A 13,158-nucleotide genomic window follows, 5' to 3' on the forward strand; every position below is an offset into this window, starting at 1 on the left:
GCCGCCGCGCATCCCGCACGCTGGGACGCGGGTCACGCGATCACGGCCGCCGCAGCGCGAACCACAGCTCCATCCGTACGTCCGGGTCGTCCAGGTCCAGCTCCAGCAGCGCCGCGCACTTCGCGATCCGCTGCCGCACGGTGTTGCGGTGCACGTCCAGGGCGACCGCCGTACGGTCCCAGCCGCCGTGCAGGGACAGCCAGGTGCGCAGGGTCTCGGCGAGGGCGGGGGTCAGCGGTGCCAGGAGGGCCCGGGCGTGCGCCTCGGCGTCTGCCGGCGGCACCAGGTCCGCGAGTGCCGGGCGGTCCCCGTACCGCACCAGCCCGGCGCGCACGGCCCGGGCGCGGGCCAGCGCCCGGCCCGCCTGGACGTCGGCACCGGCCCACTCGGCGGGACCGGCGACGGCACTGACCCCGAGCGTCCACCCCGGCTGCGGGCCCGGCTCCCGCTCGGCGGGCAGCAGCACCCGTACGACGTCCCCGGCCACGTCGACCAGCGGCGACCCGAGCGCGGCACCGAGGGCGGAGGCGGACACGGGGTCGGGAGGGGCCGCGTCGGGCCGGCCGTGCACGACGACCCAGCGGCCGTCACCGAGCAGCGGGGCCACGTCCTCGGCCGGCGCGCCCAGCAGCAGCCGTACCAGAGCGGACGACCGCGCGGCCCCCGACCCGCTCTGATGCTCACCGGTGAGCAGGGACAGCAGCACGGCGGCGACGGAGGCGATGGTGTGGTCCCCGGGCTCACGGCGGGGACTGACGACCCCGAGCACGAACCCGCGCCCGGCGCCGAGGGACCAGGCGGCGAGGTGGAGGCCGGAGACGGTGTCGGTGGCGGAGGCGGGGGCCGAGGAGGGGGTGTTGTGTGCGGCGGTCGGGGAGGTGGGGCTGCCCGGCCCGGCCCCGGCCCCGGCGCCCGCCCCGGCGCCCGCCCCGGCCCCGGCGCCCGGCCCGGCCCCGGCGGCCGGCCCGGCCCCGGCGCCCGGCCCGGCCGCTGCCGGTGCCGGTCCGGCGGGCGGGACCGGGGCCGTCGGCCGTACGACGCGCGCCAGCGCGGCCAACGCGTCCCGCACCTGCCGGCCGTCGAAGCCCCCTGCGGCCTGCGCCCGCTCGGCACCCCGCCCCGCCGCCGCGACCTCCGCCCCGTCCGGTCCGAACAGCACCGCCCGGCCGCCCACCCGCTGGGCCAGCTGTCGCAGCACGGACGGCACCGGGTCCGGGCGGGACGCGGCGGCGGCCAGGCTCTGCTGGGCCTCCGTCACACGGCGGAGTTCGGCGTGCCGGGCCTGGGCCATCAGCTGCCAGACCGCGCGGGCCACACCGGAGAAGGTGGTCCGGGGCGGCACCTCGATCAGGGGCAGTTCATAGATGTCGCAGGCCGCGACCAGGGCCCGGGGGACGGTGTCGTGCACGGGCGCCAGGCCGAAGCCGAGCGCCACGCCGCCCGCCGTGACGATCCGGGAGACGTAGTCGTCGAAGTAGGTGCCCGAGCCCGCCGCCTCCGGGATGTGCACCCCCGCCGTCAGCAGCAGCTCCCCGCCCAGCAGATACGGGTACGGGTCCGCCATCTCCGAGGTGTGCGCCCAGTGGATCACCGTGTCCGGATCCGAAGGCCCCGCGATCTGGCGCAGCCCCAGGTCCTCGCGGGCCAGCAGCGCGGCCAGCGGGACCGGTGGGGTGGGTGGGACAGCCGGGTCCGGCATGGTGGACGTTCCCTCCATCCAGGGCGGCTCGAATGGATGAAACGTACACTTCGCAGTCGCTATCCGGCCACCTACTGTCGACGCAGACCGGCAGGCTCAGACCGGCAGGAGGAGGGCTCTCATGGCCGTCGACTACACCGTCATCGTCGTCTATCTGGCCGGCATGCTGGCCATGGGCTGGTGGGGCATGCGCCGCGCCAGGTCCAAGAGCGACTTCCTGGTCGCCGGGCGCCGCCTCGGCCCCGCGATGTACTCCGGCACCATGGCGGCGATCGTCCTCGGCGGCGCCTCCACCATCGGCGGGGTCGGCCTCGGCTACCGGTACGGCCTCTCCGGCGCCTGGATGGTCTTCACCATCGGCCTCGGCCTGCTGGCCCTGTCCGTCTTCTTCTCCGCCCGCATCGCCCGCCTCAAGGTCTACACCGTCTCCGAGATGCTGGACCTCCGGTACGGCGGCCGGGCCGGGGTCATCTCCGGTGTGGTCATGTGGGCGTACACCCTGATGCTCGCGGTGACCTCGACCATCGCGTACGCCACGATCTTCGACGTCCTCTTCGACATGAACCGGACCCTCGCGATCGTCCTCGGCGGCTCGATCGTCGTCACCTACTCGACCCTCGGCGGCATGTGGTCCATCACCCTCACCGACATGGTGCAGTTCGTGGTGAAGACCATCGGCGTCCTGCTGCTGCTCCTGCCCATCGCCGTCGTCAAGGCGGGCGGCTTCGGCGAGATGAAGGCGAAGCTGCCCACCGAGTACTTCGACCCGCTGGGCATCGGCGGCGAGACGATCTTCACCTACGTGCTGATCTACACCTTCGGCATGCTCATCGGTCAGGACATCTGGCAGCGCGTCTTCACCGCCCGCAGCGACACCACCGCGAAGTGGGGCGGCACGGTCGCCGGCACCTACTGCCTCGCCTACGCCCTCGCAGGCGCCGTCATCGGCACCGCCGCCAAGGTCCTCTACCCGAACCTCGCCAACGCGGACGACGCCTTCGCGACCATCGTCAAGGACGAACTCCCCGTCGGCGTACGGGGTCTGGTGCTGGCCGCGGCCCTCGCCGCGGTGATGTCGACGTCCTCCGGCGCGCTGATCGCCTGCGCGACCGTCGCCAACAACGACATCTGGTCGCGGCTGCGCGGAAGGACCGCCGAGGGCGAACACGACGAGGTGCAGGGCAACCGCGCCTTCATCCTCGTCATGGGCATCGCCGTCATCGCCACGGCCATCGCTCTCAACAACGTCGTCGAGGCGCTGACGGTGGCGTACAACCTCCTCGTCGGCGGCCTCCTCGTCCCCATCCTCGGCGGCCTGCTGTGGAAGCGCGGCACCGCCCAGGGCGCCCTCGCGTCCGTGGCCATCGGCGGTCTCGCCGTGATCGGCCTCATGGCGGGCTACGGCATCCTCGCCAACGAGCCCGTGTACTACGGCCTGCTGGCCTCCCTGGTCGTCTACGTCGCCGTATCCCTGGCGACCCCGGCGACCGACACCGCGGTCCTCGCGGCCTGGCGGGAACGACTCGCCGGGCGTGAGGTCCCCGAACCGGTTCCGGCACCCCGGTAGACCGAACACAGCACCACAAGGAAGGCATACGACCATGAGCTCCCCCGAGACCCCCCGCGGCCCCGTCGACTCCTCCCGCGTCCCGCGCTACGCCGGGCCCGCGACCTTCGCCCGGCTGCCGCGCCTCGACGAGGTCGGCCGGGCCGACGTCGCCGTGGTCGGCGTCCCGTTCGACTCGGGTGTCTCCTACCGGCCCGGCGCCCGCTTCGGCGGCAACGCGATCCGCGAGGCCTCCCGGCTGCTCCGCCCGTACAACCCGGCGCAGGACGCCTCCCCGTTCGCCCTCGCACAGGTCGCGGACGCCGGCGACATCGCCGTGAACCCGTTCAACATCAACGAGGCCGTCGACACCGTCGAGGCGGCGGCGGACGACCTGCTCGGCACCGGCGCCCGGCTCATGACCCTCGGCGGCGACCACACCATCGCGCTCCCGCTGCTCAGGTCCGTCGCGAAGAAGCACGGCCCGGTCGCCCTGCTCCACTTCGACGCCCACCTCGACACCTGGGACACCTACTTCGGCGCCGAGTACACGCACGGCACGCCGTTCCGGCGGGCGGTGGAGGAGGGCATCCTCGACACCTCCGCGCTCTCCCACGTCGGCACCCGCGGCCCGCTGTACGGCAAGCAGGACCTCACCGACGATGAGAAGATGGGCTTCGGCATCGTCACCTCGGCGGACATCTACCGCCGGGGCGCCGACGAGGTCGCCGACCAGCTGCGCCAGCGCATCGGGGACCGCCCGCTCTACATCTCCATCGACATCGACTGCCTGGACCCGGCCCACGCGCCCGGCACCGGCACCCCCGAGGCGGGCGGCATGACCTCCCGCGAGCTGCTGGAGATCCTGCGGGGTCTGGCATCGTGCAACCTGGTGTCGGCGGACGTCGTCGAGGTGGCCCCCGCGTACGACCACGCGGAGATCACCTCGGTGGCGGCCTCCCACACCGCCTACGAACTGACCACGATCATGTCCCGCCAGATTGCAGAGGCCCGCGCGCAGTGACTCACGACCACGACCTGGTGCTCCGTCCGACGGAGGCGCAGATTTCCGCTGCTCTCAACCCTCCTCCCGGCCGCAACGGCGGAGACCTGGTCGTGGAGACACTGGCGGCGCTCGGCGCGACGACCGTCTTCGGCCTGCCCGGCCAGCACGCGCTCGGCATGTTCGACGCGCTGCGCCGCTCCGACCTGCGCTACATCGGTCTGCGGGTGGAGAACAACGCGGGCTTCGCGGCGGACGCGTACGGCAGGATCACCGGGGAGGCGGCCCCGCTGCTGCTGTCGACGGGCCCGGGGGCGCTGACGTCGCTCGCCGCGCTCCAGGAGGCGGCCGCCGCGTCGGCCCCCGTCCTGGCGATCAGCAGCCAGATCCCCACCGCCGGTCTGGGCGGCGGCCGGCACGGCTATCTGCACGAACTCCCGGACCAGTCGGCCTCGTTCCGGGGCGTGGTCAAGTCGGTCCACACCGTCCGCGCCCAGTCCCAGATCCCCTCCGCGGTCGAGGCGGCCTGGAAGTCGGCGCTGACGGCCCCGCACGGCCCGGTGTGGGTGGAGATCCCGCAGGACGTGCTGCTCGCCGAGACGCCGATCCCGGTGGTGACGGGCGGCGACGCCTTCCCGGAGGAACTGCCCCCGCGCCCCGAACTGACGGCGGTGGCGGCCGACCTGCTGTCCCGCTCCGAGCGCCCGGCGATCATCGCGGGCGGGGGAGTCGTACGGGCCGACGCGGCCGGGAAACTGCGGCAGCTGGCCGAGGCCGTGCAGGCGCCCGTCGTCACGACCCCCGGCGGCAAGGGGGCGTTCCCCTGGAGGCACCCCCTGTCGTTGCGGTCCTGGATCGAGGACCGGCACACGACGGACTTCCTGGAGGACGCGGACGTGCTCCTGGTCGTCGGCTCCGGGCTGGGTGAACTGTCGTCCAACTACCACACGTTCAAGCCGCGCGGCCGGGTGATCCAGATCGAGGCGGACCTCGGCAAGCTGGAGGCCAACCACCCGGCGCTGGGCATCCACGCGGACGCGCGTCTGGCGTTGCAGGCGCTGCTGGAGACGGTGTCGCCGAGGGAGGACGCGCAGGCGCCGGACCGGGTCCGGGAGGTGCTGGCGCGCGTCTCGGAGCGCATCGCCGCACAGGAACTCACCCTGGAACAGGACCTGTTGGCGTCCGTCCGCCGGGCCCTGCCCGCCACCTCCCCGTCCTTCTGGGACATGACGATCCTCGCGTACTGGGCCTGGTCGGCGTTCGACGCCAAGGGCTCCAACCTGTTCCACTCCGCCCAGGGCGCCGGCGGTCTGGGCTACGGCTTCCCGGCGGCGCTGGGCGCGGCGGTGGCCGACCCCTCGCACCCGGTCCTGGCGGTCTCGGGGGACGGCGGCGCCCTGTACTCGATCGCCGAGCTGGCCACGGCCCGCCAGTACGACCTGAACGTCACCTGGCTGATCGTCGACGACGGCGGTTACGGCATCCTGCGCGAGTACATGACCGACGCCTTCGGCCAGGCCACGGCGACGGAACTGTCCCGCCCCGACTACGTGGCACTGGCCGAGTCCTTCGGCGTCCCCGGGGTCCGTACGACCCCTCAGGCCCTGGCGGACGACCTGGCGAAGGCGCTGGCCGCACCGGGGCCCTCGGTGGTCGTCCTCCCGGCGGTGCTGCGGATGTTCGCACCCACGCATCTGGGCTCCGACTGATCAACCGATCGGCTGTTCGCGATGACCTTGACGGGATATGTTCCGTGAGGTCGCTGGCATCCCCAGCCGGGCCGATGTCAGATGCGGCCACTAGTCTGAGCCAGGAGAGGAGGACAGCGTGCTGCTGAGGTTCCGCGTCGCGAACGTACGGTCCCTGCGAGACGAGCAGGAGCTGTCCTTCGTCGCACCTGGCGGGGACCCGGGCGGGTCGGCGAGCCCGGTGGATTTTGCAGGTGGCGGATCCCTCTCCGTACTCCCACTGATCGGCATCTTCGGGGCCAACGCCTCCGGCAAGTCGAACGTGCTGACCGCGATGACGGACATGCGCAACGCGGTCCTCAATTCGTATGCACGCTGGGCCTCTTACGACGGCATCCCGCGCCAGGTTTTCGCCCTCAGTCCCAAAAGTGAGGACGAACCCTCCTTCTTCGAGGTCGACGTCGTCATCGACTCGGTCCGCTGGACGTACGGCTTCGAGCTCGGCGCCACCCGTGTCGAGTCCGAATGGCTGTACAGCTATCCGAAGGGCCACCGTCAGGGGTGGCTCGACCGCGACGCCTCCCGGGCGGACGTCTTCAAATGGCCCGGCAGCCGCGTCAGGGACCGGGCTCAGCTCGTACGGCGTACACGGCCGAACGCCCTGCTGCTCTCCACGGCCGGCACGGACAACCACCCGCAGCTCTCTCCGCTCTTCCACTGGTTCCGCCGCAACTTCTGGATGATCAGCCCGGAGGTCGAGCGGGACGAGCGCGCGCGGTACACCACGAAGGAACTGTCCGGTCCGAGGGCCACCAGGATCCAGGAACTGTTGAGGGTCGCCGACCTCGGCATCACCGGAGCGACGGTCGTCCAGGACGGCCCGGGCCAGGACACGGTGAAGCTGACGCACCACTCGGCTGCCGGGGACGTCTCCTTCGACTGGCAGGAGGAGTCCTACGGCACCCGGTCCTGGTACGCCCTCCTGGGTCCACTGCTCCTCGCCCTTGACGAAGGCGCGGTCCTCCTCGTCGACGAACTCGACGCCAGCCTGCACTCCCGTTTCGCGGCCGAGGTCGTCCGGCTCTTCCACGACCCGTACGCGAACCCCAAGGGCGCCCAGCTGGTCTTCACGTCGCACGACGCGACGGTGCTCACCACCCCGAGCGGCGAACGGCTCCTCGACCCGGCGCAGGTGTGGCTGACGGAGAAGGACAAGGGCGGGGCGACCGCGCTTTATCCCCTCACCGATGCGGAGCCGGGTGAGGACGAGGACCTCACACAGTCCTATCTCGCGGGAGCCTTCGGTGGGGTTCCGGCCCTCCTGGAGGGGCAGATCGCGCGGCGGCTGCTGGTGGCGCGCGAGGCCGGCACGTACGACGAGACAGGCGAGCGAGCGGACGGGGCGGGGCGCGACTGATGGGGCGGGCGCAAAAGGGCAGGGACTCGTGGGAGCGTCCGGCCCGACGGGGCGGACAGCGCAAGCGCCAGGTTTTCATCTTCACCGAGGGCAAGGTGACCGAGCCCTCGTATCTCGACATCCTCAAGGACCAGGGCGTTCCGCTCGCAGACATGGTCCCGGTGGAGATGCACATCGCCAACCGCAGGGCCGACAGCGGGCGCAAGCCGCTCGACTTGGTCGAGCAGGCGATCAGGCTGAAGCGCGAAGAGGACCGCAAGGCGAAGCGGGCCAAACTGGAGGAGAAGTACCTCCCTCAGGTCTGGTGCCTCTTCGACCACGACAACTACAAGTACGTCCGCGACGCGCTGGACCAGGCGGAGAAGGCAGGCATCGGTGTCGCCTTCTCACATCCGTGCTTCGAGGTGTGGCGCCTCGCCCACTACAAGCCGGTCAGCGGCTCGTTCGCCGGGGTGTGTGACGGGGCGGCCGGGCGGCTCCCGTTCCAGCGGGGCTCCCAGGATGCCAAGACTCCCAAGGTCGTCCTGCCGCACCAGATCCTGGGGAGCTACAAGACGGCCCGGAAGAACGCCGAGCGGATGAACGGCCAGCATCCGGCCCATGTGGGCAAGTGGGACAGGGACCCTTACACGGACGTACACGAGTTCGTGGAGAAGGCGCTGCACATCGACAGCTACTGACCTTTCTCGGCCATGATCATGCGTTGATTTCGGTATGGCCCGAGCGGGGTCATAGGGTCTCTCCGTCATCACAGGTCGGGTCGTAGGGAGTCGTACGTGGCCAAGCTGACGCTCGCCCAGCTGGAACGGCATCTGTGGGCCGCCGCGGACATTCTGCGCGGCTCGATGGACGCCTCCGAGTACAAGGACTACATCTTCGGACTGCTCTTCCTGAAGCGGGCCAACGACGAGTTCGAGGCGGCCAGGGACAGGCTCAGGCAGTACGCCACAGAGGAGCTGAAGCTCGCCGACGAGGACCTTCCCGGCTATCTGGAGCAGCCGGGTCCGTACCGCAAGCGCGATGTGCTGTACGTGCCGGAGGACGCTCGCTGGGCCGAGGTCTCCGCCGCCACCCACAACATCAACGAGATGACCCTGCGTCCCGCCCTACAAGCGCTTGAGGGGCAGAACAGCAAGCTCAAGGGCCTCTTCGACCACCTGGACTTCAACCGCATCGGCGGGTCGGGTGCCGCGTCCGGCGCGGCCAAGCTCGCCGACCAGCGCCTGAAACTCCTCATCGCGCACTTCGGGCGGATCCGGCTGCGCACGGAGGACTTCGAGTTCCCCGATCTGATCGGTGCCGCGTACGAGTACCTGATCAAGGAGTTCGCGGACTCGGCCGGGCGCAAGGGCGGCGAGTTCTACACCCCGCGCGCCGTGGTCCGCATGATGGTCGAACTCCTCGCTCCCACCGAGAACATGAGGATCTACGACCCGTGCGTCGGCTCGGGCGGCATGCTGATCCACGCGGCGGAGTACGTGGAGGAGCACGGCGGCGACACGTCGTCGATGTTCTTCGCAGGTCAGGACGCCAACTCTGGCTCCTGGATCATGTCGACGATGAACATGGTCCTGCACGGGGTGCGCCGCTTCGACCTGGCCACCGGGGACACGCTCTCGCAGCCGGCGCACGTCCCGCGCTCGGACGAGGACCGGTTCGACGGGGTGCTCAGCAATCCCCCGTTCTCCTTGGACTACACCCTCGCGGACCTGGCACACCCGGCCGAGCGTGCCAAGTACGGGGCGACGAGCGAGCGCGGCAAGGCTGACCTGATGTTCCTCCAGCACATGCTGTGGGAGGCCAAGCGGGAGGGCTCCCGCGGCGGCATGGTGATCACGGTCATGCCGCACGGGGTGCTGTTCCGGGGTGGCGGTGAGCAGGCCATCCGTAGGGAGCTGCTGGAGAAGGACGCCATCGAGGCGGTCATCGGCCTCGCGCCGAACCTCTTCTACGGGACGGGTATCCCGGCTTGCATCTTGGTGCTGCGCCCGCCAGGGCGGAAGGACAGGGACCGGGAGCGGAAGGTGCTGTTCATCAACGCCGATCGCGAGTTCCACGCGGAGCGGGCGCAGAACATCCTGCTCCCCGAGCACGCCGAGAAGATCGTCTCGACGTTCCACGCGTACGAGGAGGTACCCGGCTTCTCGCGGATTGTGACCCGCGAGGAACTCGCCGCCAACGACGACAACCTGAACATCCGCCGGTACGTCGACAACACGCCGCCGCCCGAGCCGCAGGACGTGCGGGCCCACCTGGTGGGCGGGGTGCCGCGTGCGGAGATCGAGGCGAAGAAGCCGCTGCTCGACTCGTACGGGATCGGGGTGACCGACCTGTTCGTGGAGCGGGAGCCGGCGGACCCGGCGTACGTCGACTTCCGTGACGAGGCGGCGGGCGGCCGTCCCGAGCTGGGCGAGCTGGCCCGGCCTCGGGAGGAGGCGCTGCGGGCGGAGTTCGGCAAGTGGTGGGAGGAGGAGGCCGCCCTGCGATTGGAGGCGGTGGCGGCTACGCCTGAGACTCTCGCTTCCTCCACATCCTCCGAGCGCAAGGCCGCGTTGATGGCGGTGCGGGGGCAGTTGATGGGGTCGTTCGTGGAACGGCTGTGTCGGGTTGAGTTGCTGGATCGGTATGCGTTGTCCGGCGCGGTCGCGGGATGGTGGTGGGACGCGAAATACGACCTGCTCGCCCTGTCGGAGAACGGGTTCGGGGGTGTCGTCGACGGGTGGGTCGAGAACGTCGACACGTTGCTCTCGCCCGAACAGGACGCGCGGACGAAGAAGCTGCGGACGCGGACGGCGGCGGAGCGGCGTCAGGCGTACGACCACAAGGTGGTTGCCGCGATCGCTCCCCGGTTCTTGGAGGAGCTGGCGGAGGCTGACGCGCGCAAGGCGGAGGCGGACGCGCGGTTCAAGGAGCTTAGTGCGCGTCTTTCTGGGGGCGGGGACGAGCCGGAGGCCGACGGTGAGTCAGCCGACGGTGAGGGAGACTCGGCGGAAGTCGCTTTGAGCGTTGAGGAGTTGGACCGGCTCACGGCTGAGCTTGCGAAGGTGAAGAAGGCACGCACGAAGGCGGGCGCGGAAATCAAACGCCTTGAGGCGGACTTCCACCGGCATCCGTACCCGAGCGATCCGCCGATGCTGGGGGAGGAGCCGCCGCGCTTGTTCCGGGCGCGGAAGGAATTGGACGCGGAGGGGGAGCGCCGGGTCGTGCTCGATCTGTTGCGGGACGACTTGGCGGCGAAGCTGGGCGGGCATGTGGTGCGGTGGCAGCGGGAGTTGGCGGCGTCTTACGAGACGTGGGAGCAGAAGTACGCCGTCTCGTTGAGGGAGATTCGGGCGGGGCGGGAGCGTTCAGTCAATCGGCTGGATGGTTTTCTGAAGGAGCTGGGATATGCCGAATAGAGGGTGGAATTCGGTTCAGCTAGAGGATGTCCTTGATTCAGTCTTTGCAGGAGCTTGGGGCGAGAGTCCGACAGATTTTCGGAAACCCAATGTGCGCGTCCTGAGGGCCACGAATATCGATTCGGAAGGGCGAGTTGACTATAGCCATCCGGCCCTTAGGGTTCTGGAGACTCGCGAGATCTCGCGCAAGCGACTTCATCCCGGTGATCTCCTACTGGAAGCATCTGGTGGAGGTCCGGGAACTCCAGTTGGTAGGGTGGCTGTTCATAACGTCCAGTCTGACGAGTTGGATTACATCTGCTCAAACTTCTTTCGTGTGCTTCGCCCGAATGCTGATCTAGTGCATCCAGCATATCTGGCCCATCTTCTGGTGGCTGCTTACCGTTCGCCTCGCATTTGGCGGTATCAGCAGCAGACTACGGGCCTAGTCAACCTGAAGCTCGGGGACTACCTGAAGCAGTCGCTGTGGATTCCGCCCATGCATGAGCAGGCGAGAATCGTGGAGATTCTTGCTGGTTTCGAGGCAGCGGAGCAGGGGATCGATGCGTCCATCAGTAAATTCCGTAACGTGCGGCATGGCGCTCTGCTGACCTCCATGGCTTCTGTCGGCAGTGAAAATCCGGCGTCAGGATGGGCGCGCGTACCGTTGAAAAGTATTGTTCCGTCAGCTGAATACGGGGTCTCTGAGGCTCTCGACAGGGATGCTCGCGGTGTGCCGGTTCTGCGTATGAACAATATTCAGAGTGGCAGGATTGATGCGGATGACCTCCGGTACTGTCCGGTGCCAGTTCCTGCGAAGTTGTTTCTCCGGAGTGGGGACGTCCTATTCAACAGGACGAACAGTATGGAACATATTGGCAAAGCGGCCATGTGGCGTGATGAACTGCCGAGCGCGACCTTCGCGTCGTATTTGGTTCGCCTCGTCCCGGACCTGCAACGTGTGACACCGGAGTACCTTGTCGAATGGCTGATGCACCCTCTCGTTCGCCAACGGGTGCGATCGATTTCGACGGTTGCCGTGCAGCAGGTAAATGTCAATCCAACCCGCTTGAGGGAGTTGGAGATTGATCTCCCGGTCGACCTGGCTGAACAGCGTCGCATCGTAGCCATGCTGGAGGCCTGTGACGAGCAGATCGAGCATGAGAACGAAGAGCTGAACAAGCTCCGTGAGCTTAAGCGAGGGCTTGTGGACGATCTGTTGTCGGGGCGGCGAGTCACAGCTTCTGGCGTGGCTGCCTGAGGGAACGGTGTCCGGCCCGCCCAAGGGATGCGGGCCGGATGAATCGTGGCGGTGAGCAGTCAGGCGGACTGGTATCCGTCCTTGACTGCTGTGACGAACGATGTCCAGCTGGCTGATGGGAAGACCAGCGCGGGCCCTTGAGGGACCTTGGAGTCGCGTACCGGGACGCCGGTCGGGTAGCCGTCCAGGACCTCGATGCAGCTGCCGCCTTCGTTGCCGCTGTACGTCGACTTGCGCCAGCCGTGTTGGGACGAGGCGTTGGGGATGGTGGGTTCATTCACGATGTTCATAGTCCTTTGCTGTCGCCCTCATCAGGGTCAGTGATTCCTTGAGCGGCATTGCGTCACCTAGCGCGAGATCGTAGGTGCCTTCAAGGCGGTCGACCATGGCGGGGGAGTCGTGAATCTTGCCCACTTGGATGCCTTCGGAGTACGCCACCGGCGGCTGATCCTCGAACCTGAGTAGGGTGAGCATGCTCTGCATGAGGGGGTGGACTCCCAGCCCGAAGGGCAACACGTGGATGCGTACGCGTCCTGATTCCACCAGTTTCACGATGTGGCGGAGTTGTTCCGCCATAACCTCCGGCCCGCCCACCACCCGCCGCAGCACGGCCTCATCCAGTAGCGCCCACACTACGGGCGTCACCGGGTCCTCCAGGATCTTCGCCCGCTCAAGGCGTGTGACAACGAGCCTGTCACATTCCACTTCACCCACCGGAGGGAACGACGTGCTCAGAACCGCACGTGCGTACCTTTCCGTCTGGAGGATGCCGGGGACGAACGACAGGGCGAACTCCCGGATCATCGTCGCCTGTTGTTCGAGCTGAAGGGCTGCCTCGAAGTACCCCGCGACAGCGGTGTCGTCGTCCGGCAGGAAGCTGCTGAGCACATCGCCCGTGTTCAGCGCCCTGTCGAGCCGTCTCGCGTCCTCCTTCGACGGGGTGCGTCGGCCCGCCTCGATGTGCGCGATGTGCGAACGCGTCATGACAGCGGCCGTCGCCAGCTCCTGCTGTGTCAGCCGGGCCGCCTCGCGCTGAGCCTTCAACCACTCCCCATAGATGTTGCTCATCGTCAACTCCCGTGTGACAGATGCGTTGTCACATCCAGCCCTCTGGCGAGCCTAGTCCGACTCATCTCACTCTGTGAGTGGATCGCTACACAGCGACGT

At 68.8% G+C, this 13,158-nt stretch carries 10 protein-coding genes; 7 read left to right on the forward strand and 3 right to left on the reverse strand.

Features of this window, described 5'->3' with window-relative positions; translation table 11 throughout:
• Nucleotides 1-40: 40 nt before the first annotated feature.
• A complete protein-coding gene (locus IF54_RS0103180; protein ID WP_199821173.1) occupies nucleotides 41-1,699 on the reverse strand; it encodes a PucR family transcriptional regulator in 1,659 nt (552 codons plus the stop codon).
• Between the two features lie 121 nt (nucleotides 1,700-1,820).
• Between IF54_RS0103180 and IF54_RS0103185 the strand changes: the two genes are divergently transcribed.
• From IF54_RS0103185 to IF54_RS40880, 7 genes are all read left to right on the forward strand, one after another.
• Nucleotides 1,821-3,266: a sodium:solute symporter gene (locus IF54_RS0103185; protein WP_030314225.1), complete on the forward strand. Its 1,446-nt coding sequence runs from the start codon at nucleotides 1,821-1,823 to the stop codon at nucleotides 3,264-3,266.
• 34 nt (nucleotides 3,267-3,300) lie between these two features.
• Entirely contained in the window at nucleotides 3,301-4,269 is a 969-nt protein-coding gene (gene speB, locus IF54_RS0103190) for an agmatinase (protein WP_030314227.1), read from the forward strand.
• Nucleotides 4,266-5,957 carry a thiamine pyrophosphate-binding protein gene (locus IF54_RS0103195; protein ID WP_030314229.1) on the forward strand — a complete coding sequence of 564 codons (1,692 nt, stop codon included), beginning with the start codon at nucleotides 4,266-4,268 and terminating at the stop codon, nucleotides 5,955-5,957. The genes speB and IF54_RS0103195 overlap by 4 nt, the downstream gene beginning before the upstream one ends.
• A gap of 118 nt (nucleotides 5,958-6,075) precedes the next feature.
• Nucleotides 6,076-7,353 (forward strand): AAA family ATPase, encoded by a 1,278-nt coding sequence (locus IF54_RS0103200; protein ID WP_030314232.1) that lies wholly within the window; start codon nucleotides 6,076-6,078, stop codon nucleotides 7,351-7,353.
• Nucleotides 7,353-8,033, forward strand: coding sequence for an RloB family protein (locus IF54_RS0103205; RefSeq protein WP_030314234.1), 681 nt, complete (start codon nucleotides 7,353-7,355; stop codon nucleotides 8,031-8,033). Before IF54_RS0103200 ends, IF54_RS0103205 begins: the two co-directional genes overlap by 1 nt.
• A 96-nt stretch (nucleotides 8,034-8,129) precedes the next feature.
• Nucleotides 8,130-10,751 (forward strand): type I restriction-modification system subunit M, encoded by a 2,622-nt coding sequence (locus tag IF54_RS0103210; RefSeq protein ID WP_030314236.1) that lies wholly within the window; start codon nucleotides 8,130-8,132, stop codon nucleotides 10,749-10,751.
• A complete protein-coding gene (locus IF54_RS40880; RefSeq protein ID WP_078851866.1) occupies nucleotides 10,741-11,991 on the forward strand; it encodes a restriction endonuclease subunit S in 1,251 nt (416 codons plus the stop codon). Before IF54_RS0103210 ends, IF54_RS40880 begins: the two co-directional genes overlap by 11 nt.
• Nucleotides 11,992-12,050: 59 nt before the next feature.
• Here IF54_RS40880 and IF54_RS0103220 read toward each other — a convergent pair whose 3' ends face one another.
• Complete coding sequence (locus tag IF54_RS0103220; RefSeq protein WP_037819287.1) at nucleotides 12,051-12,272, reverse strand: DUF397 domain-containing protein; 222 nt, start codon at nucleotides 12,270-12,272, stop codon at nucleotides 12,051-12,053.
• Nucleotides 12,265-13,059 (reverse strand): helix-turn-helix domain-containing protein, encoded by a 795-nt coding sequence (locus tag IF54_RS0103225; protein ID WP_030314243.1) that lies wholly within the window; start codon nucleotides 13,057-13,059, stop codon nucleotides 12,265-12,267. The genes IF54_RS0103220 and IF54_RS0103225 overlap by 8 nt, the downstream gene beginning before the upstream one ends.
• Nucleotides 13,060-13,158: the final 99 nt, after the last annotated feature.

This window comes from Streptomyces sp. NRRL B-3229, assembly GCF_000719505.1.
Taxonomy (GTDB): domain Bacteria; phylum Actinomycetota; class Actinomycetes; order Streptomycetales; family Streptomycetaceae; genus Streptomyces; species Streptomyces griseorubiginosus.

Coding starts and splice junctions, on each gene's coding strand:
- IF54_RS0103180 (WP_199821173.1), bottom strand. CDS start 1,699: ATGCCGGACCCGGCTGTCCCACCCACCCCACCGGTCCCGCTGGCCGCG.
- IF54_RS0103185 (WP_030314225.1), top strand. CDS start 1,821: ATGGCCGTCGACTACACCGTCATCGTCGTCTATCTGGCCGGCATGCTG.
- speB (WP_030314227.1), top strand. CDS start 3,301: ATGAGCTCCCCCGAGACCCCCCGCGGCCCCGTCGACTCCTCCCGCGTC.
- IF54_RS0103205 (WP_030314234.1), top strand. CDS start 7,353: ATGGGGCGGGCGCAAAAGGGCAGGGACTCGTGGGAGCGTCCGGCCCGA.
- IF54_RS40880 (WP_078851866.1), top strand. CDS start 10,741: ATGCCGAATAGAGGGTGGAATTCGGTTCAGCTAGAGGATGTCCTTGAT.
- IF54_RS0103225 (WP_030314243.1), bottom strand. CDS start 13,059: ATGAGCAACATCTATGGGGAGTGGTTGAAGGCTCAGCGCGAGGCGGCC.